We start from the raw sequence: 19,872 nt of genomic DNA on the forward strand, positions 1-19,872 counted from the left end.
TCAGTCTAAAAAATTTTATTGTTTTTTTGCTTGATAGCCGATCGTTTTGGCTGTCTCGATGAATGCTTCGAGGTCTGACGGGGCTATTCCTTGAAATACTTGATTAATCGCTTGCTCGTGCTTCGGAAAAATAGCTTCCATCAGTTGGTGTCCTTCAGAGGTCAGTTCCGCAAATGTCACACGCCGATCCTCTGGACATGCTTTTCGGACAACGTAATTTTTCTTTTCGAGCTTATCGATGACATAGGTGATGCTACTGCTCGTGATCAAGACTTTTTTCCCAATCAATTGAATCGGTTGCCTGCCCCTGTGAAACAGCAACTCAAGAACCGAAAAATCCGTTGGGTTCAACCCCCATTGCGCAACATCCTTCTTGATGACTTCATGTAACGCATCGACTGCGCGCACCATGACCGTCAATGCTTTCATGTTCGGATTCGGTCGTGTCATTTCGTTCACCTCTTTTGTATCTTCAATTCATATATCTTTAATTCGAGATAAATATACCATCCCGATTTTTGTTCGTCAACTGTTTTGAATCACTTTAAATGATGATAAACACTTTAGATGTTCGAAGCGTTTATCATCATTTAAAACAAAGCACGTGCCCTTCTCCTAATCGATAGTGATCTGTCCCAGAAAGAATATACGCCGTATCATCAGGTAATCCGATGGCATGATCCATTTGAGGCAGGTGTTCCTGAAAACGGGTTGCCCGTTTTTCCTGGTTCAAGTGTGGACAGAGACAACCGCTCAGCCAGCCCTCTCCCGTATCCAGGCAATAGTCTGTTCCGTCCTCACTCGTACGGATCCCGTATTCCATCGCATAGATCGCTCCAGCACTGACACCGACGTACCATGTTCCACGCTTAACGGCTTGTTCAAGCAATAGATCCATGCCTTTTAGAGCAAGCGTCTGAACGAGTAACGGGTAATTGCCACCGCCGACATAAAGAATGTCGGCACGTTCTATTAATCGTCGTTGCGTCGCCATGGATAGTTCGTCGTCAAATAGCGTGACGACCGAGACGATCGCTCCAAGTGCTTCATATGTATCTCGAAATTGGTATTGGTATAACGATTCATCTCGACTTGCCGTCGGCAGGAAGACGATATGTGGCGCGTGTTTCGTCAGTTGAACGACATACCGATTGATGAATTGGTGAGACGGAGCAACCAGTTGACCGCCTCCGATTAGCATGAGGTTCATCTTTTTTCTCCTTTGCATCGGCTTTTTAGAAAAAGGAATACAGTCCGTGTTCGTAATAATCAAATTCTCGTGTAGTTAGTCGCTCAAATCGATAGCCTTCATAAAAGGCATCGAGGGCTCGCGGATCATTGATGATTGGACTGATGGCGAGAGCGATATCATACCGCCGATCGCCCGGTCTCATCGCTCCGACATCAATGAACGAGAGCTTTCCGTCCGTCGCAACCAACAGATTGTCTGTCGTACAGTCGCCATGAATCCAACTGGCAGTTATCGGCTCCGGACAGGAGGACTTTAGTTGTTTCAGTAAATCCATCGTGCCGGACGTCCAAGCAGATGCGACATAACGTTCCGCTGTCATAAGTCGTTCCGTTAACCACTCCTGTGACGTTCCCCCTGTCGTGCGTTGATGAAACTGGAAAAGATACGTTCCGAACGCTTGCCACAGCTGAATCCGTTGCTCGCTTGTCGCCTGTCTTAAGGCTGTCGTCAACGTCATCCCGTCTCGCCACTGCATCAAGAGATGGCTTTGCTGTTCCGTCTTAAAAAAACTAACGTACTCAGGTAGGAACCCTGGTTCTCGTTGCATCCATTCTTCTAAGACAATTGCTTCTTCTGCGAGCCATCCTTGGTATCTCGCTTCCGTAGCAGTCTTTAGTAAGTAACTCCCTTTCTTTGCTTCAATCCGGTACACAATCGAAGTTCCCCCTTGCTCAAAAAGCTTTTCGACGTGCCCGATATCCCCCGTCAGTTGTTCGATCCGTACACGGGTTGCTTCCGTCATACCGTATATCCCGTGAACGGCACTGGCGTCGACAGTCGAATCCAGGTCGACGGTTTGCCGTAGACCGATGCGTCATCAAGAAAACGTTCCAGCGTTGTAACGGACGCCGTTTGCAACTTGACCATGAAGTTATAGCTACCGGTCAGGCGATGACACTCGACGACTTCTGGATGTCCTTTACAAAATTCAATCAAGCCTGCGCAGCGTGTCTCTTCGAACATGACGACCGCGAGTAACCCTTGCGCGAGTGCTTCCGGATTTATGACAGCGCGGAATCCTTCGATGATTCCCGCGTCCTCCATTTTTCGGACCCGTTCGATGACGGCAGGTGCCGATAACCCGATCTGTCGTCCGAGTTCCGACCATGGAATCCGGGCATCATCTTGCAGAATCCGGACAATCTGTTGATCAATTTGATCCATTTTTCATCTCCCTTTCGAATTAAAACCACTTTCTTCAAATTAACATGGAATCAAAGGAAAATATAGCCTTTCCCTATGTTCTCCTACTGTGCTCATCAAAATGCTTTTCTTATACTAATTACAGGAGGTGATACATATGGAATCAACCTGTGTCCGGTGTCAAGAAACGATTGAAACGACGGTCTATCAGTGCTCGCACGCTTGTACGTTTTGCGAACCGTGTACGAAAGCGCTCGATCATATTTGCCAAAACTGCGGGGAGATGCTCGAACCCGTCACGCCAGTCGCGACATAAAAAGACGGATGCCTCGGCACCCGTCTTTTGTCTATTTAGATCGTCTCTTGTGATTGTCGCTCGGCTAAGCGCTCTTTTGCTTTTTCTTGATGCGGCTTAATCGCCGACTCCCCGAGTGCTTTCGCTAGACCTCGGGTTGGAAGATTGACATACATCGACTCATAATTGCTGACTTCGAACGTCTCATGGAAGATCCCGACCGCTTCTGATGTCCGTGCCTTCTGATTGAATCGTTTCCACGCCGTCAAATGACGGGAACCATGGGCATATGCCATCAATTCTTCCGTCGAACGCCAATACTGAATCAACGTCACGGAACGCCAACCGACAAGTGACTCATGCGAAATCAGACCGACATCGTTTTCATAACACTCTTGTAGCATCGGTCCCATCGCTTGGACCGTCGGTAACCACTGCCGGACAGAACGTAGGCGATTGATCCGTAAACCGATGATGAACACGACGACGTCTTTGTTCGGAGTCGCAATGATCCGTTTCATGTCAATTTCCTCCTTCAAGGGTCTCAAGGGAAGCGTCGCACCAGTCGAGTAACGCCCGTGTCTTCCGAATGCCATAATCAAGCGTCAATAACCAATAGACGGCATCATTCGAGTCAGGATAAGAACGAATCATCGCATCGATCGCTTGATACGTCTCAAGCCGTTCTTCGAGCAATCGCGCGTGCTCCTGAATTTTCTGCAAGGTGACCTCTTTTGAAGCATGTCGAGCGAAGTACAGCTTCAACAACAGGTCGTTCCGTTGCACGGGCAATTCGACGGACGGTTCAGCGACCCACCGCTCGAGCTCCGCATGCCCGTTTTTCGTCAGAGCGAATTGTTTCCGTTCCCCATCCGTGACCTCTTCAACGATCAATCCTTCCGCCTCTAACCGTTTCAGCGTCGGATAGACTTGTCCGAAGCTGATTTTCCAAAAGTGATTCAAGCTCGTATCGATCGTGTGTTTCATCTCATAACCAGACGTACATCCGCTTGCAAGAAGTCCGAGAATCGCATAACGGGTCATATTTTCTTTTGGCATCGGTCCCTCCTATATCTAAAAGATAGTATCTTTTAGATATAGTTCCCGTTCATTCAAATGCCAAACAGGAAATTTACTGGATGAAGCAGGAATTCTCATTTTAATTCCGAATTCTTGTTCACATACTTAATTAAAAGGAGTTCTCACATGACATACGCTAAAGCTTCTCTCTTCTTTAGTTTGCTCGGTCTGCTCATCGACTCTATGATTTTCCCGCCGTTCAACTGGTCGTTCGGACCAAACTCGATGCTTACGATACCGATCGGACTTGTCATTTATCTGTTTGGAATCGGACTCGGGATCGTCGCCATCAAACGACGCGAACCGGGAATCCTCAAATATGTCAGTCTCGCCTGTTCCGTTCCTCTTAGTGTGTTACTACTGCTATTTCTCGGTTTCATCTTCAGCGGGCAGATTTAATCATTTTACAAGAGTTGTTCATGAGACGTTTTCCCGCTTGCATCGAATGTCAGCTGATGGATCGCTGGACTCGCCATCGCGCTCAGCCACTCATTTGCCGGTCGTCCAGTGTAGTGTTCGAGCACTAACGCCAACACGAGACCATGCGTCGCGACGACCAATCGGTGGTGCGGGTGGATTTTACGTAGCTGATCGATGGCTACTAGAGCACGATTGCGTGCTATTTGATTCGACTCTCCACCTTTTTGCGCGTAATCATCATTTTGGAATGATCGCTTCAACAGTTCTTCTAGCCGTTTAGGTGATAAACGTTCGTCTGTTTCCTGAAAACACCGTTCTTGAAACGCTGCCTCGTAGATCGGCAAACCTCTTTGCTCAGCGAGTGGGCGAACGGAGTCCATCGCCCGTTGCATCGGACTCGAGTAGATGGCGTCAATCGGTATCGCTTTAAAGAACGCTACGAGTTCCTGCGCTTGTTCCTGACCTGCATCCGTTAATCCCCGCCCTCGATCACTGCCTGTTTTGATCGATTCGCAATGGCGAATGAAATAGAGCGTCCTCATCGCAACTGGACCCACTTTCCTTCAGAAATCACGTCTACGTTCGAACCGATAACACGGATCGCTGTCGCGTCGTCGATCGCGTACGCCGGATTCGTCAATGTCTCAGCCCAAGATTTGGCAGCTTGTAAGTGATTATCTGGTAATTGCGGATGATCGAGATGCGGGAAAATTGAAAAGTCAACGAGACCTAATGTTGCGTCCGATTGCTCCGGCGTCTTTTTCCATCCAACGAAATCTGTTCCGATTCGTGGCGTAAGGACCATGCTGCCGGCGCTCATCCCGACATAAACACCGGTTAGTTGCGGTAATAGTCGATCGAAGCCCGATTCGACGAACCAGTGATATAGAAAGAGTGGATCACCACCATTAACGAGAATGACATCCGCTTGTTCGACCGCTGGTTGCCAAATTGCTGGATCAATTACCGAGACCGCTGATAATTCCAACAGACCGACTGACTTCCATCCTAAATCGACCATCGGTGCCTCATCTTTTCCTTGAATGAAGTTTGTAGCAAGCTCCAATCCTTTGGATAACGCATATGAAGCTGTCGTGATCGCGATGGCATGGCATTCCTCAATCGGTTTTCTGAGCATCTCGCGTAACGCGTTGTGAATCGATGGATTTTGTATCCCACCAGACGTTAATAAATAGTCCATCATGATACCTCCTGTCCTTTGCTTCAGTTTACAATATTTGTTTCTTTCTGGTATCCTTACTTTTATTCCCACTAGAATAGGAGGAATCATATGTCTTTCGACTTAATGACGTTACCTGAAACGACGTTACACTATCGTCTGATTCTCGGAACTTCCGATCAACCAACGTTTATCTTTGAAAATGGATATGGACAAGATCTTTCAACCTGGCAACCAATCATGGATCAAGTTGAAGGACTTGGAACGATCTTGATGTATGACCGTACGAACATCGGTGGTAGTATGCAGCATGATTCCGAGACTAGTCGCCAGAGCGTGAATCGCCTTCGCCGTTTGATCCATACCTTATCTCTCAAACCACCCTTTATTCTTGTGGGTCATTCCTATGGCGGCACGTTAGTTCGACAATTTGCATCGCAATATCCAAGTGAAATAAAAGGTCTATTGCTCATCGATGCAACACCAGAGTCCTATATTCAACGCTTCTTACCAGTGATGCCAAACACGTTCCAATCCATATACAAAAAACAATTCACGCTCGAATGTACATACAAAGATTTTAAAGAGAGTATTGAAGCGACGAACGTTGATATCCTCTACCCATTTCCAGTCATTGTTCTGTCTGCTGGTAAAAAAGATCATTATTCGCGTGAGGCGCAACTATTGTGGCACGAATTGCAACGACAAACTGCTGCACAGTCGATCCAAGGCTTGTTGATCGAAGTTCCAAACAGCCGGCACTTCATTCAACAGGATGCCCCCCATATTGTTGTCGATGCGTTACATCGTTTGATTTCAGGTGATTCTTAAGCTCTTTTCAAAGGAACTATTTCCCATTTCCAAACGTATACTTAATATAAGCTTGATTCGACACACTGATTGGAGGCACATATGTACTCGATTCCTAGCTACTTCATACTTTACTTAAAAATCATGCTGACGGATAAGATTCCGGTCTTTTGGTCGTTGATCTTCCCGTTGATTCTCGCGTTCGTCTTCGGGTCACGCCTCGACTTCACCGAGAACAGTTTCCTCTCGTTCCTCGCGCTCTTTTGGGGCTATATCTTACTTTCGATTTACGTGAATGGCATCGGACTCCAACTTGCCCGGATGCGGGAACATGGTTTGATGAAGACGTATATCATGATTTCCGGTAGTAAGATTGGTTGTATTCTCGCACTCGTTCTTGTTCAGCTCGTATTTGCAGCCGTTAGTTTAACGGTCTTTACGACGATTCTGATGCTTGTGTTCGGCTACTTCTCACCTTTAACGTTGTTACTCGCTTATCTCGTCTTGGTGCTCAGCATCCCGCTTGCCTTCGCGAGCATCGCTTTGACAATGCTGCCGGCAAAGATTTCGAGTATGTCGACATTGCTCAACATCGTCATGTATCCACTCTTCTTGTTCGCGAGTAGTCAACCGGATCGTTGGTACAGCTACTTGAATCCTTTTTATGTCATGAAAACACTCGGTCTCGCTGTCTCTGAGCACGTTACGGGAGCATCGTTCCTTATCTTGACCGTCGTACTCGTCGTTTATCTGTTACTTGGTCTATTCTCTGTCAAACGCTTTAATCTCATGTCATTGCTGACTCGATAGGAGGATTCAGATGCACGTCCAACACATACGCTTCAACTATCCGAAATCACCAGACCTGTTACACGACGTCTCCTTTTCGCTCATTCCCGGAAAACTGAACGTCTTGATCGGGATGAACGGTGCCGGCAAAACGACACTGTTTGATTGCATGACCGGTGCCTTACCGATTACATCTGGTGAACTTGATTTACCTCATATTTCAGACATTCTGTATCTCACACAATTCATCTATTACTCGGATGAACTAAAAGGCAAGGATGTCGCCGTCTTCGTCGGTCGGCTCGCCCGCTTGAAAGCATATCGCAAGCAAGAGACCTATACGCACCATCTGAAACAGCCACGAGAGCTCGATCTATTCGCTCATCTTTGGGAGATGAAAATCGGCAAGATGTCCGCTGGCGAAAAGAAATGGTTGTTCGTCACACTGTTGACGACAATTCCACGTTCGCTCTACATCTTTGACGAGCCGACGAGCGGAGTTGATCCGGCAACACGACTTCATATCATGCGACGCTTCGAGCAGATGACCGCAAGTGGACAAACGTGTCTCTTCTCGACCCATCAATTACACGATCTATTACATACCGATGCCCACGTCATCTTCCTCCATCAAGGTCGTATTTTGTATGAAGGTGACTTCAAGGAGTGGTTGAATCGATTTGAGACGACTGATCCAGACGTCGCGTTCGTTCAAATGCTTGAACTGGCAGGGTAACGCAAACCATCTCTTTATTGAGGTGGTTTTTTTGTAATATTTGAAATACAGGTTTTCAATAAACATGTACAGGATATACATAGTTAAAGGAGGTGTGGGTGTTATGAAGTTTTTTAGTGGTGCCCACTTTGTCAATCTTGTCGAGCACCATTTCTCAGAAGAGAATATCGGAATGCACATTGATTACATGACTGCCAATTCTGCTAAATTGACGCTTACTTTTAAAGAGACGGTATCTCCGATGAATAGTGCGTCGGTCAGTCAGGTTGGAGAAATTCATTATCAACTCCATTTACCAACACTCGAAAAACGTATATTGATTCATGGTCCTTACATTCGGACTTACCAGCTATTTCTTGGACCAGGTGAGTCCATGCAAGAGTTCAAGGATCTTCTGCATGACATCGCGCAACACCATCAATGTTAGTTGAAAACATGTATTTATTACATTTGTTCTTATTTTGTAGAAGGAGTGATGAAACATGCGTACTCATAAAATATTTCCACTGCTTTTATTAAGCGGTTTATTGTTACCGCTTACAGGATGTGGTGACGGTAAGAATGCAGATGGCAAGATTGAGATTAAGTTCATCAATGGATTCACAGGTGGCGATGGTCAATATATGACGAAAATCGTCAAGGGATTCAATGCAAGTCAGAAAAAGTATAAATTGGTCCAATCGCAAGAGAAAGATCATTATACGAAATTCAAATCAGGAAAATACGATTTAGTTGTCATTCATGAAGCAAGTTTACGAACGTATCAGTCGGATCAAATGATTCAGCCCGTTACCGATTATATGAAACAAGCAAACATCAAAGAGAACGATTTCTTAACATCTGGAGTGGACTCTGCCAAAGTTGGCAATAAAATGTACGCCCTGCCGTTAGACATTCACCCACTCACGATGTTTTATAACAAAAATTTAGTTAAATCTATGCCTAAAACATATGCTGATCTCGAACAATTGAATGAACAACTTCAAAAGAAAGATGATCATCTCTACGCATTCGGTCTTCCATCAAGTGGACTGACTCCATTCTATCTAACTGTTGCGGCTGCACAAAATGACATTCAACTCGAACGTGATGGCTACCTTGATTTTGCGCAACCTGCCTATGCAGATGCGTTGATGAAATATCATGATATGATATTCGTCGATCAAATTTCACCTAAAAAATTAGGACTAGATGGTGAATTCCAATCTTTCATGAAAACAGCATCGAATAACGCCAATCAGACCGCTGTATCATTTACGGGTCCTTGGTATTATTCAGCAGTCAAGGATAAATATAAAGATCAATTAGGCATTGGACCAATGCCCCTCTTATTCAAATCAAAAGCTACGACAGGAAATGCCCATACGATCGCCGTCAGTTCTTCTGTTCAGGATCAAGAGGTCAAGAAAGGAATCTCTTCTTTCTTCAAATACCTCTACACTCCGAAACACTTAGCCAATTGGGCTGAATCGGGTCAAACCCCTTCTCACAAAGAGACATTAAAATTGATTACTGATGATCCATCCCGGTATGCACTCGCAGCTGAAAATCAAAAGCAATTGAAAGATTATGTTCGTGCACCCCGGGTCTATCAGTTTGATGAGCAGATGCGGTATATGAACGAAGTCGTGTTCGCAAAATTAACGAGTGATCGTAATCTGACGAAAGATGCCTTGATGACAGAACTGAAAAAAGCGACCAAACAGGCTCAAGAAATTGCTAAATCCAAGTGAGTTAAAGGAGGAGACCAATGTATTTGACACGACGATCACGTTGGTTCGGATTGCTCTTTTTACTTCCGTTCCTTATCTGTTTCGTTTTATTTTGGTTACTCCCGCTAGTGTATGGCATCTGGATGAGTCTACATGATTTCAGACTGTCTTTTGGAGAAAATGGTTTCGTCGGTCTCTCGAACTATCGGGATTTACTTGTTAATGAGACCGTACATCAACGTCTCTTTTTAGCAACGTTAACGAACACATTATGGTTCATGGTTTACAGCGTACCGTTACTTGTTATCTGTAGTTTATTGCTCGCGCTCTTAATCCGTCATCTTCCACGACGATTTAAAACATTCTTTCGGACGATTTTCTTCATGTCCTACTCCATCTCGGTGACAGCAGTATCTGCCATTTATCTTTGGTTGTTTGCGACGAATGGTGGATTCATCAATCGATTGTTACTTGATCTCCACCTCATCAGCTCACCAGTCAATTGGACGAGTGATCAACCGTTTGCCTGGGTCGTCATCGTCATTGCGACTGTATGGTGGACGGTCGGCTTCAATATGTTACTCTTCTTGAATGCACTGGAAGAAGTGGATCACACGTTATACGAAGCAGCTAGCTTAGACGGCGCGTCTCCCTGGCATCAGTTTATAAGCATTACATTACCGACGATTCGACCAATTACATTTTTTGTCCTCATTACGACGTTAATCGCTTCTTTTAATTTGTATGGACAAACGCTTTTGATTACCCGAGGAGGACCAGAGCAATCGACGACCTCATTGATCATGGGAATCAATACGACCGTATTCGGTCAGAATCAGTTAGGAATGGGAGCAGCGATGGCACTATTAATGGGATTCATTATGATGATCATTACCGGTATGCAGTTCTTTGTATCCTATATGGCAACAAAAAAAGAACCTGTCTCATCGAAATCCGTTGCCCAAAAGAAGTCAACTTCTTCAGCTACAGACATTACTATCAAGAGCGATGCTGAAAAGGAGCGGAAGATCACATGAGACACAAAAAAACGACGACGATCCTGTTGTTGACCGTAGCCAGCTTATTATCGATCATTTTTTTACTTCCGCTTGTCTGGATGATATTAACATCATTTAAAACGTTAAGTGATTCGCTGGAAAGCGCCAGCCTACTACCGAAATCTTGGACGCTTGAAAATTACCGTCTCATCTTAAACGCTAGTAGCGAGTCTCCCTTAATTCGATGGTTGTTAAACACGACGATCGTCACTGTCCTAGGAACATTACTTGTTTTATTTGTCGACGTGTTAGCCGCATACGCTCTAGCACGCCTTCAGATTCCAGGTCGTAAAATCATTCTCGCCATCGTCGTCATCGCTTTGACGATTCCAGGCATCGTGACATTGTTCCCAGCGTTTTATCTCTTTAGACAAGCAGAATTACTTGATTCCTATGTTCCTCTCATCGTGCCCTATGCTGCAGGCACACTTGGTGTTTTTCTGATTTACAACTTTCTGCGGACATTTCCGAAAGATTTAGAAGAGGCCGCTTATCTCGATGGGGCGAATCAATGGCAGGTGTTGACGAAAGTCATTCTACCTACCTTGCGCCCTATCATCACGACGCTTGGAATCGTCACCTTCCTTGCGATCTATAATGATTTTCTGTGGCCATCTCTTGTAACGAATGAAGCAGAAATGAAAACGATGACACTTGGCATCGCTACACTCGTCCAAGGATCAAACTTTGTCAATCCAGCAGCCATGATGGCTTCAACTGTCATCGCAACCTTGCCAGCGCTATTACTCTTCATCTGGGCAAATCGTTTTTTCGTCAAGGGAATCACCCATTCTGGTCTGAAATGACCTTAAAGAGGAGCTGCTATATCATGCGAGCATTACGACATATAAACATGGAACAACGCATGAATGCCGTCCTCGATTGTTTGGCAGCCGCAAAGGATTACCAACGTATCGCCGGACGGCATGATGTATCGTATCAACAATTGTATAACTGGGTTCAGCGGTACGAGAGCGGCGGTATTCCTGCCCTGACGGACCGCCGTGGTCGGAAGTTACGAAGCGAACGACTTATTTCGACTCAGCATACGCCTTAAACCGATCAAGAATTGCTTGCCAACCCGCTTGTTGCATTTCAGGCGGGTTGATCGTTTCGGCATCAAACGACTCAACAATCTCTGTATGGTCTCCGTTTCGAGAAAAGTCGATTGTCACCTGACGACCATCCTCAAGGACATAGGCGATATGTTCATGCGGCACAATTGACTCATATGTACCCGTGAAATCAAATCCCATGCTACCGTCTCTTGCTTCCATGCGATTCGTGAATTGACCACCGACCGTCAAATCATTTTTTGACGCCGTCGTATGCCAATCGTCAGACGCTGCGTTCCAGCGTTTGATGTCTTCCGGCGCGTTCCAAAGCTCCCATACTGTCTCGACCGGACGGTCAATCACAGCTTGAATCGTTAGTTTCGTCATTATTCTTCCTCCTTATAATTTAAGTTTCCTCCTTTTTTCGAGAACGCCTAAACAAATCCCTTGTTTCAACCAATTAATTCAGAGGTGATTTTGGCTCTTTGTTTTCTATATCACAAACAAAAGAATTGCCGGTATGAGACAGATGATTGCATCGGTAATGGTCGGGAGGCGTAATGTTGGACTTGTTAAAAAACGAATGCCCTCGATCGTCCAAACCGTTAATAAGAAGGCTGTCAACGTTGCGAGCCGCCAGTGTCTCGGGATATTGATCCAGTAAGCGAGGAGCCGCTCCGAAAGTTTTATCCTCATTCTCCCTTTCGAACTGCTTTCAAGAAGCTTTGTTCCGTTTTATAGGAGGCGTCGCGCCACATGAAACGTTTCGTATGGTTGAACGTATTTTTTTCAAACTGGTTCCCAGAACTCGTCTTAAAGTAATGAGCGACACTTAAAGGACCGTCGAATGTATTCCTGATGATTGTATTGTCACGCACATCGTGCTGGACAAGCAATTGACCACCCTCGAGTCCTTTCGTATCATTACCGATCAGCTGATTTTGCTCGATCCGGACACGTTTTGTACCGCCCCGCTTCGTGTCATAACCACCGATCGCAATTCCGGTGTAGACGTTTTGCCGTATATCATTCTGGCGGACGATGACATCTTCTGCGTATCGTCCCGCATGTTCACTCGTCACTTCAATCCCGATATCACTCGCTTCGACGAGATTCTTCTCGATCGTCAAATTCTTCCCACCATCGACATAGATACCGGCTGCGTTGTATTCCTTCCCGTAAGCAGGATTGCCGTAGCTCGACGTCCGGTAGACACGATTTTCCGACACGACGCCCTCACGGACGTAGTCGTCTTTCTTCGATCGCGCGATTCCTTCATACCCGATTAAATCAATCCCGATATTGTCGTTATTCCGTAAGATGTTCTTCGTCACACGAAAATGTTTGACATTTCCGTTTAAAACAAATGCTTCGCTGAAACCAAGGCGATTCTGTTCGACTCGGTTTCCGGAGATCGTCAGGTGACGAATCGCTCCCGATCCGTAGACGGCGACCCCGTGTGCATTTCCTTCTTTCGCGAGCGTCTTAATGTGGCGAACCGTATTGTTTTTTAACGTGATGTGTGATCCTGATCCCGTGACCAAAATGCCGATCGGTGTCGCATCCGACCGTTTCGACTGAACGGCTTCGATCGTCAGTCCTTGAATGGTCACGTATTGCCGATCCTTGATCTGGATGATTGGTAAGGTTGCGTCCCGATCTTTGATGTTCTTCCCGCTTAAGACGACCCGTTCTTGTTTGTAATTACGAAAGATAATCGGATGTTGTTTCGTTCCGCTCTGTGTAACATTCAGAGCTTCGTGATACGTTCCCTTACGCAGATAGACGGTCGTTCCGGCCGTCGCTTTTTTTGTCGCTTGTCGTACCGTTTTAAGCGGATGCTTCAACGTGCCGGTATTTTTATCGGTGCCGTTCGGTGCGACGTATAACGATTTTGCCGTCGATTCGGCCTCTTCCCCTGTCGACGTACAACCGACGAGCAGTATGGACGCTAATAACCATTTTCCTTTCATGTTTTCCTCCTTTATTTGACAGTGTGATTCCTGGTACAATATAGGTATCATTTCTAATTTTTTGAATATTTTTAATTTTAACCCGATTTACTATGACTATGGAAAAGAGGAACACGTCATGAAATATGCGCTTTTATTTACTCTTCCCTTCTTGCTTGCTGGTTGCACAACGGAAGCAACCGTCCTTCCAAAAGAGACCGTTAACATCAAGAAGTCTTCCTTTTCGATCACACCCTCTACCGCAAAGGACGAGTCGCAGCAACAGCGGACATTTTTCTTAACTGGTACACTCGATCGCAAACTCCAGCTCAAAGCGGTTCAATTTGACGATACAGAACCCCCAGAGGTGCTAATCGACAAATCGATTCCTGCCGGTACATATGATCGCACACCGTTCCAGTTGACGTATGATTTGAACCTGCTCAAGGATTCGCATGCCTTCACCTATTCGCTTGATGCGAAGAATGGTATTCCTGAGACGAAAACGGTCTATACCTTACCTCAAAATGTCCAGACTGACAGCGGTCAATTCAATGATCAGAAACAGACGAATGCTTCGTTCTATCCCTTACTCCTCAAACGCTATACGACAGGAGAATCGATCATCGGTCGCTCGATTGACACATTATCCTCTCCTCACCTAAAGGTCAGAAAACAAGAAGGCGCAATTTTGATCTATTTGACGAAATCACGATAAGGAGAACAGCGGACCGAGAAAAAGTCCGCCGTTTTTTTAGTCCGCTATGACATGCGACATGTCAGCTTCTAATCGAATCACGGCTTCCCCATCCCTGTATTCAACGATCGTTAAACTCGTTCCATGAATGAACGGCGGATCCCATAATGTCGCGAACGGCTTTCGTTGAAGATATGTCAACAAGATGTTAAGGAAGATGCCGTGGGTGACGATTAAGATGTTTTCGTCTTCTTCATGATCTGCCAGTCGTTCCAAAAACGATAGGATGCGCTCACGAACCTCGTCAAACGACTCCCCGGATTCCGGTATGTATGCGTGTGGAGTTTGCCAAAACGAAGTATGCGCGATGGGATGCGCCACTTCAATTTCCGCTGCCGTCCTTCCTTCCCAAGTGCCCATGTGCATCTCTCGTAATCGATCATCGACGGTGACTGGAATCTTTGGATCAAGATCCATCATCCGAACTGTTTCTCGGACGCGGCCAATCGGACTGATATAAAGGTGATCTAAATGTACTTCACGTAAGCGGTGACCGAGGTCCCGTGCATTCTGTCTGCCTTTCGCTGTTAAGGGAGAGTCTTCCCAGCCTTGCATTCGTTTTTCTAAGTTCCATTCCGTCTCGCCATGACGCGTCATGTAAAGTGTTGGCATCTATTTCATCCTTTCGGTTTCTAGTTTCTTTCAAAAGTGTATCAAAACCTGGCTGTTTTTTCCTGTACCTAGAGAAAACAAATCCAAAAGAGAAATCCACCAATCCGTTCGGTATGATGAAGATAGACATAAAGGAGGAATTCGATGAATCGTCAACAAATGATTGACCTTGCCGAACAGATTCGCTCGGGAGAGGAACGTCCTAAAGTCACACCCCCTCAACCACCGCAAGCTATAACGAGTACGTTACAGGTGCCGACATCGATCGGCGATGTCCGAGTATTGCTGCACTCGCCGATCGATGCAGCAGACATATTACCTGGATTCATCAGTTTCCATGGTGGCGGTTTCATCACAGGAACGCCAGAGATGGACAAACCATGGAATCTGTTTCTTGCTGAGACCGTCAACTGTCATGTTTTTAATATCGAGTACCCATTAGCACCGGAGTATCCATTCCCCGTTCCAGTCCACGTCACCTATGAGGTCGTCCAGTGGATATCTCAACATGCTGATACGCTACACCTCGATGCTGCGCGCATCGCGATCGGGGGACATAGTGCTGGTGGGAACCTCGCTACTGCCATATCGTTATGGAACGCCGAGCAGACACATCCGGTTCCGCTCATCGCTCAAATCCTTGACTATCCTCCACTCGATCTCGCAACGGACCCAGCGGACAAACCGTTTTTTGAAGAAGCCATACCTACTGAGCAGGCACGCCAGTTCAACGCGATGTACATCGCTCGTGCGGAAGATGCGTATCATCACCTTGCTTCGCCACTCTATGCGGCTCAACTTGAAGCATTACCGAAGACACTCATTTTGACGGCTGAGCACGACTCACTGGCGCAGGAAGTTCAGCAGTATGCTAAACGACTTCAAGCAGCAGGTGTTCACGTCGAACACCAGGAATTTGCCGGACAACCCCATGCCTTTACGCATCACGGTGATGCAAACGTAGCGCTTCAGGCTTGGCAACGGATTGCTGATTTTCTTATACATGTCTTTCAGTCTGCTAAACGTTCGTAACGTTGCATCACAAATTCATGAAAAGCAACAGTCCCTCACTCCATCGAGTAAGGGACTGTTCGTATTATCGTCATTCTTTTTTGTCGTCTTCTTTCCACCACAGCGCATCTTCCGGATTTTTTGCGACTTCATGTACTTCCTGTTCCGAAGCAACCGTCGGATGTGATCCTTTGAGCGCCTTACCTGCTGTGTTCTCAAAGAAAAAGAAGAAAGTGATGAAGCCAATGACGCTGACGGCTGTCAGGTAATAGGCTGGAGCGAGTGGATCTTCTGTCGTGTGCACAAGCCAGGTCGAGACGAGTGGGGTCGTCCCACCAAAGATCGACACTGCGATATTAAAAGTAACGGAAAGCGTCCGGTACCGTACATCTGAATAAAAAATACTTGGCAACAGACTTGGCATTGTTCCCTCGAAAATTGACAAAAAGAAACCAATAATGAAGATCCCGATGCCGACGAATAACAACCAGTCTTGCCCGATTAGGAAGAATGAGAGGATTGATGTTAAGGCTAACCCCGTCAATCCAAGCAGTACCAATCGTCGATTGCCGCGCCGATCGCTCAAGCGCCCGAACGAGAAAGCAAGCGGAATCATAATGATCATGACACCGGTGATTAACATCGTACTCGTTGCACTCGGTAGACCGATGATTTCATCCAGATAAGACGGCATATAGGATAACAACATATAGTTCGTGATGTTATAGAAAGCAACGGCGATAAAGCAGACGATGATGTCTTTCCGGTGTTCTTGGATGATCGTCCGAAACGTCGCTTGTTCCTGTTCACTCTCATCGATCTCATTCTCGAAAATCGGTGACTCATCCAAGTGTCGCCGAAGATAAAGACCAAATAATCCGAGTGGTGCGCCTAAGATGAAGGGAATACGCCATCCCCAAGATGACATTTGATCGTCTGATAGAGAGACGAACAAGATCGTCGCTAACACGGAAGCAAGAATATACCCAGCTAATGTTCCGATTTCAAGACCACTACCGTACGCGCTCCGGTGTTTATCGGGTGAAGACTCGGCGATATAGACCATCGCACCAGCATATTCACCACCAGTCGAAAAGCCTTGCAAGATCCTTGCCAACAGTAAAAGAATCGGTGCCCAGACACCGATTTGATCGTAGGTCGGCAGCAGACCAATTAACAAAGTCGAAAATGCCATCATGACGATCGTCGTCGTCAAGACGACTTTTCGTCCTAGACGGTCGCCCATTCGTCCAAAGATCAATCCGCCGAGTGGTCGCATCAAAAAGGCGATCGCAAACGTCGCAAACGTAAAGACCAGCTTCAGTTCATCATTTTCTACACCACTAAAGAAATTTTGACTGATAATGACGGCGAGGTAGGAGTACAACCCAAAATCAAACCACTCCATCGCATTGCCGATTCCAGTCGCATAGACACTCTTTTTCGTTTGCGCCGGATCAACGACATTGACATGTTCCCTTCTGAATCGCATGAAGTTCTCACTTCCTTTTCAATGAATGCGTTACGATTAACAACTCACCTCACCTGTACGACCATCGATCGCTTTCATTATTTTCAACATATGATTTCATGAATAAGATTCCCTCTATGCTTCACAGATAAACGCTCCTCGACCTCAACCATGTACAATTTCCAACTGGGTCATAAAAATAAAAAAAGATCCCCCATGGCGGATCTAAAAGTCATCGGATAGCTTCGAAATCGGACTGTCTGGAGATGCCGTGATGAGTCGAAGCAGAACTTTTTCTGGTCGATCACTGATGAGCCAGATGACGGAGGTCCCGTTTTGATAGGCAAGATTAAGCTGTTTCCCTTGCTTTTGAATATGTACTTTCAACCCGTTGATAGTGCGCGTTCGTTCTCCGAATCGAGCTGGAATACGCTCACTTTCCAGTCGTGTCTCAATCATCGTGTAATGACGATTCGTGACAATTTTCGTCGTCATTTTTTTCTTGTTTCCTTCCCACGCTAGACTCCCTTCGATCGACTCGCCTTTCGTGGATTGATCCCGAATGAGATCCATCGAACTGCTTAACATCCAGTTCGACTTCTTTTCATAAATCATTAGCGAATCATATCGTCCATCGATGACGCTTGCTAGCAGTAAATTATAGTCATCGAATCGCGCGTCCACTCGGAAATCGTCTTGCTTTAACGTATAGGTGGACTTGTCACTCAAGTCATATTTAAACTGATGCTCGGCCGTCTCTACAGCAGTCGGATAGGACCCGCTGTCAAACACACTTGTACCATCAACGTGAATCTTTTCCTTCACTTCGATATTTTTTTCTGGCGCGCAACCGCTGATACAGAGGAGTCCCATTAGTATGAGCGGTATTGTTTTTTTATAACTGATTCGTTTCATCGCATAAGCTCCTTCTTATCTCATGTACATATATGTAGACCTGGATCGTCTTGCCATCCTTTTTCGATCACCCGTCGCTGAAAAATCGAATGACGCGCGGTGCCGGTTTGAAAAGATGGTGTCGGGCGAATAATTCGATCTGTAAAGTCATCTGCTCCATATGGAAGGTAAAGTTCAAAGTCTGGTCGTCTCGTCACGCCGATTGCTGTGACGGTCTCAGGAAACTGTGAAATCGCATCCTTTGCGGACTGATAAGGTGGTAATCCATTGACGAGATGCATTCGCGTTTGATTTTTAACAGACCACGGCAATTCCAATAATTTTCGTAACTGTTCTTCATGACGTTTTTCCGTGGCTTCCGAAAGATCAGTAGGATCGAAATAGACGATATCGATGTCCGATGTCGCCTGTCGTTCGACGTTCCAAATTTTCGAACGTAAGACACCGGCACAGATCCACCAATCAGGCAAGTGGAGTGTCGCTACCAACGCTAGCATCTCTTGTAACTCATGATCGTTTCGTAATCGCTGTTCAATTTCTTTATGATCCACACTCATCTCCTCCGATTCGTAGAACTATTTTCCCTTGATACTGTCGGGATTCCATCAACTGATGTGCCTCTTGCACTTCTGATAGTTGAAACTCGTGAATCATCGGCATCTTCAATTTCTTATTTTCGAGTAGAAGCAGGATATGGGATGCAGCCCGTTTAATCCGATTTGGATCCAATTGACGCGTCGTTCCAAGGCTAAATCCACGAATCGTCCGGCAACTGGCATGGACATCAGTCGTCGAGAGTTCACCTGCTGATCCGCTACTGTTACCAAATTGTACGAGTGTCCCGTAATTAGTGAGACAATCAAGACTTTTTCGCGTTACGTGACCTGCGACAGAATCAAAAATGACATCTGCTCCCTTCCCATTCGTCAACAAAAGGACGTTTTCGGCAAAATCATCATATGTGAATACATGTTCCACACCAAACGATTGTACGTATTTTATTTTCTCAAGATTTCCTACTGTTGCGATGAGTTGCCTCACACCTCTATGTAACGCAAGCTGAATCAATGCAGTGCCTACTCCACCTGCTGCACTATGAATAATGATTGTGTCCGTCGGCTTCACTTGACCAATTTCAGTCAATAACATCTCGCTCAGAATTCCTACTGTAGTAAATAAGATTGCTTCCCGCAACGAGATCGATAGTGGGACTCGATATACGAGTCGCTCGTCCGCTCGAACGATTTCGGCATATGATCCGGTTTTTGCAAATGCCATGACACGATCGCCTATTTGAAATGCCGAATTTGGGTTAGAAGCTATTACAATGCCGGTTACGTCTAAACCAAGTACGACCGGAAATGTACCCGTTGCTTTTCCTCCTCGGCGTTGTTTTATATCAGCAAAATTCACACCCGCCCAAGCAACTCGAATCAAGACCTCTCCAGGGTTAAGTACTGGATCCAAACATTCATCTTGTTGAAGCACGTTAGCCTCTCCGTATGTATGTTGTATGATACGTCTCATCTTATTCCTCCTTATCACCCTTTCATTTTACCTCATATTTCCATTTAACAACATAAAAATAGACATCTGCAACCGACGGATTGCAGATGTCTTTGAT

General features: G+C 45.8%; 27 protein-coding genes. 12 read left to right on the top strand and 15 right to left on the bottom strand.

Features of this window, described 5'->3' with window-relative positions:
- Positions 1-15: 15 nt before the first annotated feature.
- From ACY2IG_RS09050 to ACY2IG_RS09065, 4 genes are all read right to left on the bottom strand, one after another.
- Positions 16-450: a MarR family winged helix-turn-helix transcriptional regulator gene (locus ACY2IG_RS09050; protein WP_329468436.1), complete on the bottom strand. Its 435-nt coding sequence runs from the start codon at positions 448-450 to the stop codon at positions 16-18.
- A 136-nt stretch (positions 451-586) separates the two neighbouring features.
- Complete coding sequence (locus ACY2IG_RS09055; protein ID WP_329468437.1) at positions 587-1,210, bottom strand: Type 1 glutamine amidotransferase-like domain-containing protein; 624 nt, start codon at positions 1,208-1,210, stop codon at positions 587-589.
- A gap of 25 nt (positions 1,211-1,235) precedes the next feature.
- Positions 1,236-1,994: an aminoglycoside phosphotransferase family protein gene (locus ACY2IG_RS09060; protein WP_329468439.1), complete on the bottom strand. Its 759-nt coding sequence runs from the start codon at positions 1,992-1,994 to the stop codon at positions 1,236-1,238.
- Positions 1,991-2,416 carry an Lrp/AsnC family transcriptional regulator gene (locus ACY2IG_RS09065; RefSeq protein ID WP_064299803.1) on the bottom strand — a complete coding sequence of 142 codons (426 nt, stop codon included), beginning with the start codon at positions 2,414-2,416 and terminating at the stop codon, positions 1,991-1,993. The genes ACY2IG_RS09060 and ACY2IG_RS09065 overlap by 4 nt, the downstream gene beginning before the upstream one ends.
- A 136-nt stretch (positions 2,417-2,552) precedes the next feature.
- On the opposite strand from ACY2IG_RS09065, the gene ACY2IG_RS09070 reads away from it, so the two are divergent.
- Positions 2,553-2,711 (top strand): DUF1272 domain-containing protein, encoded by a 159-nt coding sequence (locus ACY2IG_RS09070; RefSeq protein WP_215147551.1) that lies wholly within the window; start codon positions 2,553-2,555, stop codon positions 2,709-2,711.
- A 35-nt stretch (positions 2,712-2,746) separates the two neighbouring features.
- Here ACY2IG_RS09070 and ACY2IG_RS09075 read toward each other — a convergent pair whose 3' ends face one another.
- The gene (locus ACY2IG_RS09075) at positions 2,747-3,211 is read right to left on the bottom strand and encodes a DUF4188 domain-containing protein (protein WP_064299802.1); all 465 of its coding nucleotides are present in this window, start codon (positions 3,209-3,211) and stop codon (positions 2,747-2,749) included.
- Between the two features lies 1 nt (position 3,212).
- Positions 3,213-3,749, bottom strand: a complete 537-nt coding sequence (locus tag ACY2IG_RS09080) for a PadR family transcriptional regulator (protein WP_029341807.1) — start codon at positions 3,747-3,749, stop codon at positions 3,213-3,215.
- Between the two features lie 147 nt (positions 3,750-3,896).
- On the opposite strand from ACY2IG_RS09080, the gene ACY2IG_RS09085 reads away from it, so the two are divergent.
- Positions 3,897-4,169, top strand: coding sequence for a hypothetical protein (locus tag ACY2IG_RS09085; protein WP_064299800.1), 273 nt, complete (start codon positions 3,897-3,899; stop codon positions 4,167-4,169).
- Positions 4,170-4,174: 5 nt separating this feature from the next.
- Here ACY2IG_RS09085 and ACY2IG_RS09090 read toward each other — a convergent pair whose 3' ends face one another.
- Positions 4,175-4,732: a histidine phosphatase family protein gene (locus ACY2IG_RS09090; protein ID WP_462617771.1), complete on the bottom strand. Its 558-nt coding sequence runs from the start codon at positions 4,730-4,732 to the stop codon at positions 4,175-4,177.
- Entirely contained in the window at positions 4,729-5,391 is a 663-nt protein-coding gene (locus ACY2IG_RS09095; protein WP_329468452.1) for a Type 1 glutamine amidotransferase-like domain-containing protein, read from the bottom strand. Before ACY2IG_RS09095 ends, ACY2IG_RS09090 begins: the two co-directional genes overlap by 4 nt.
- 90 nt (positions 5,392-5,481) lie before the next feature.
- Here ACY2IG_RS09095 and ACY2IG_RS09100 point away from each other — a divergent pair, with 90 nt between their 5' ends.
- The 8 genes from ACY2IG_RS09100 to ACY2IG_RS09135 all read left to right on the top strand — a co-directional run bounded on the left by ACY2IG_RS09100 (position 5,482) and on the right by ACY2IG_RS09135 (position 11,532).
- Positions 5,482-6,201: an alpha/beta fold hydrolase gene (locus tag ACY2IG_RS09100; RefSeq protein WP_329468454.1), complete on the top strand. Its 720-nt coding sequence runs from the start codon at positions 5,482-5,484 to the stop codon at positions 6,199-6,201.
- Positions 6,202-6,282: 81 nt separating this feature from the next.
- The gene (locus ACY2IG_RS09105; RefSeq protein ID WP_462617772.1) at positions 6,283-6,990 is read left to right on the top strand and encodes a hypothetical protein; all 708 of its coding nucleotides are present in this window, start codon (positions 6,283-6,285) and stop codon (positions 6,988-6,990) included.
- 10 nt (positions 6,991-7,000) lie between these two features.
- Positions 7,001-7,705 (top strand): AAA family ATPase, encoded by a 705-nt coding sequence (locus ACY2IG_RS09110; RefSeq protein WP_056061652.1) that lies wholly within the window; start codon positions 7,001-7,003, stop codon positions 7,703-7,705.
- A gap of 103 nt (positions 7,706-7,808) precedes the next feature.
- Positions 7,809-8,132 carry a hypothetical protein gene (locus ACY2IG_RS09115; RefSeq protein ID WP_308101613.1) on the top strand — a complete coding sequence of 108 codons (324 nt, stop codon included), beginning with the start codon at positions 7,809-7,811 and terminating at the stop codon, positions 8,130-8,132.
- A gap of 55 nt (positions 8,133-8,187) precedes the next feature.
- A complete protein-coding gene (locus ACY2IG_RS09120) occupies positions 8,188-9,438 on the top strand; it encodes a type 2 periplasmic-binding domain-containing protein (protein ID WP_329468462.1) in 1,251 nt (416 codons plus the stop codon).
- 17 nt (positions 9,439-9,455) lie between these two features.
- Positions 9,456-10,454 (top strand): carbohydrate ABC transporter permease, encoded by a 999-nt coding sequence (locus ACY2IG_RS09125; protein ID WP_462617773.1) that lies wholly within the window; start codon positions 9,456-9,458, stop codon positions 10,452-10,454.
- Positions 10,451-11,281: a carbohydrate ABC transporter permease gene (locus ACY2IG_RS09130; protein WP_308101616.1), complete on the top strand. Its 831-nt coding sequence runs from the start codon at positions 10,451-10,453 to the stop codon at positions 11,279-11,281. The genes ACY2IG_RS09125 and ACY2IG_RS09130 overlap by 4 nt, the downstream gene beginning before the upstream one ends.
- A 23-nt stretch (positions 11,282-11,304) precedes the next feature.
- Positions 11,305-11,532, top strand: coding sequence for a helix-turn-helix domain-containing protein (locus ACY2IG_RS09135; RefSeq protein WP_308101617.1), 228 nt, complete (start codon positions 11,305-11,307; stop codon positions 11,530-11,532).
- Here ACY2IG_RS09135 and ACY2IG_RS09140 read toward each other — a convergent pair.
- Both ACY2IG_RS09140 and ACY2IG_RS09145 read right to left on the bottom strand, forming a co-directional pair.
- Complete coding sequence (locus tag ACY2IG_RS09140; RefSeq protein ID WP_308101618.1) at positions 11,507-11,917, bottom strand: SRPBCC family protein; 411 nt, start codon at positions 11,915-11,917, stop codon at positions 11,507-11,509. The genes ACY2IG_RS09135 and ACY2IG_RS09140 overlap by 26 nt on opposite strands.
- Before the next feature lie 305 nt (positions 11,918-12,222).
- Positions 12,223-13,503: a right-handed parallel beta-helix repeat-containing protein gene (locus ACY2IG_RS09145; protein WP_462617774.1), complete on the bottom strand. Its 1,281-nt coding sequence runs from the start codon at positions 13,501-13,503 to the stop codon at positions 12,223-12,225.
- A gap of 118 nt (positions 13,504-13,621) precedes the next feature.
- On the opposite strand from ACY2IG_RS09145, the gene ACY2IG_RS09150 reads away from it, so the two are divergent.
- The gene (locus tag ACY2IG_RS09150; RefSeq protein WP_462617775.1) at positions 13,622-14,200 is read left to right on the top strand and encodes a hypothetical protein; all 579 of its coding nucleotides are present in this window, start codon (positions 13,622-13,624) and stop codon (positions 14,198-14,200) included.
- A 36-nt stretch (positions 14,201-14,236) separates the two neighbouring features.
- Here ACY2IG_RS09150 and ACY2IG_RS09155 read toward each other — a convergent pair whose 3' ends face one another.
- Complete coding sequence (locus ACY2IG_RS09155; protein ID WP_462617776.1) at positions 14,237-14,851, bottom strand: histidine phosphatase family protein; 615 nt, start codon at positions 14,849-14,851, stop codon at positions 14,237-14,239.
- A 144-nt stretch (positions 14,852-14,995) separates the two neighbouring features.
- On the opposite strand from ACY2IG_RS09155, the gene ACY2IG_RS09160 reads away from it, so the two are divergent.
- A complete protein-coding gene (locus tag ACY2IG_RS09160) occupies positions 14,996-15,883 on the top strand; it encodes an alpha/beta hydrolase (protein ID WP_462617777.1) in 888 nt (295 codons plus the stop codon).
- 70 nt (positions 15,884-15,953) lie between these two features.
- On the opposite strand, the gene ACY2IG_RS09165 is transcribed toward ACY2IG_RS09160, so the two are convergent.
- The 4 genes from ACY2IG_RS09165 to ACY2IG_RS09180 all read right to left on the bottom strand — a co-directional run bounded on the left by ACY2IG_RS09165 (position 15,954) and on the right by ACY2IG_RS09180 (position 19,775).
- Positions 15,954-17,354 carry an MFS transporter gene (locus ACY2IG_RS09165; RefSeq protein ID WP_035407717.1) on the bottom strand — a complete coding sequence of 467 codons (1,401 nt, stop codon included), beginning with the start codon at positions 17,352-17,354 and terminating at the stop codon, positions 15,954-15,956.
- A gap of 204 nt (positions 17,355-17,558) precedes the next feature.
- Positions 17,559-18,248 (bottom strand): hypothetical protein, encoded by a 690-nt coding sequence (locus tag ACY2IG_RS09170; RefSeq protein ID WP_462617778.1) that lies wholly within the window; start codon positions 18,246-18,248, stop codon positions 17,559-17,561.
- A 20-nt stretch (positions 18,249-18,268) separates the two neighbouring features.
- Positions 18,269-18,799, bottom strand: coding sequence for a nucleotidyltransferase family protein (locus ACY2IG_RS09175; RefSeq protein ID WP_462617779.1), 531 nt, complete (start codon positions 18,797-18,799; stop codon positions 18,269-18,271).
- On the bottom strand, positions 18,789-19,775 hold the full coding sequence (locus tag ACY2IG_RS09180; RefSeq protein ID WP_462617780.1) for a quinone oxidoreductase family protein: 987 nt from the start codon (positions 19,773-19,775) through the stop codon (positions 18,789-18,791). Before ACY2IG_RS09180 ends, ACY2IG_RS09175 begins: the two co-directional genes overlap by 11 nt.
- Positions 19,776-19,872: the final 97 nt, after the last annotated feature.

The organism is Exiguobacterium sp. EF_C8 (genome assembly GCF_054956715.1).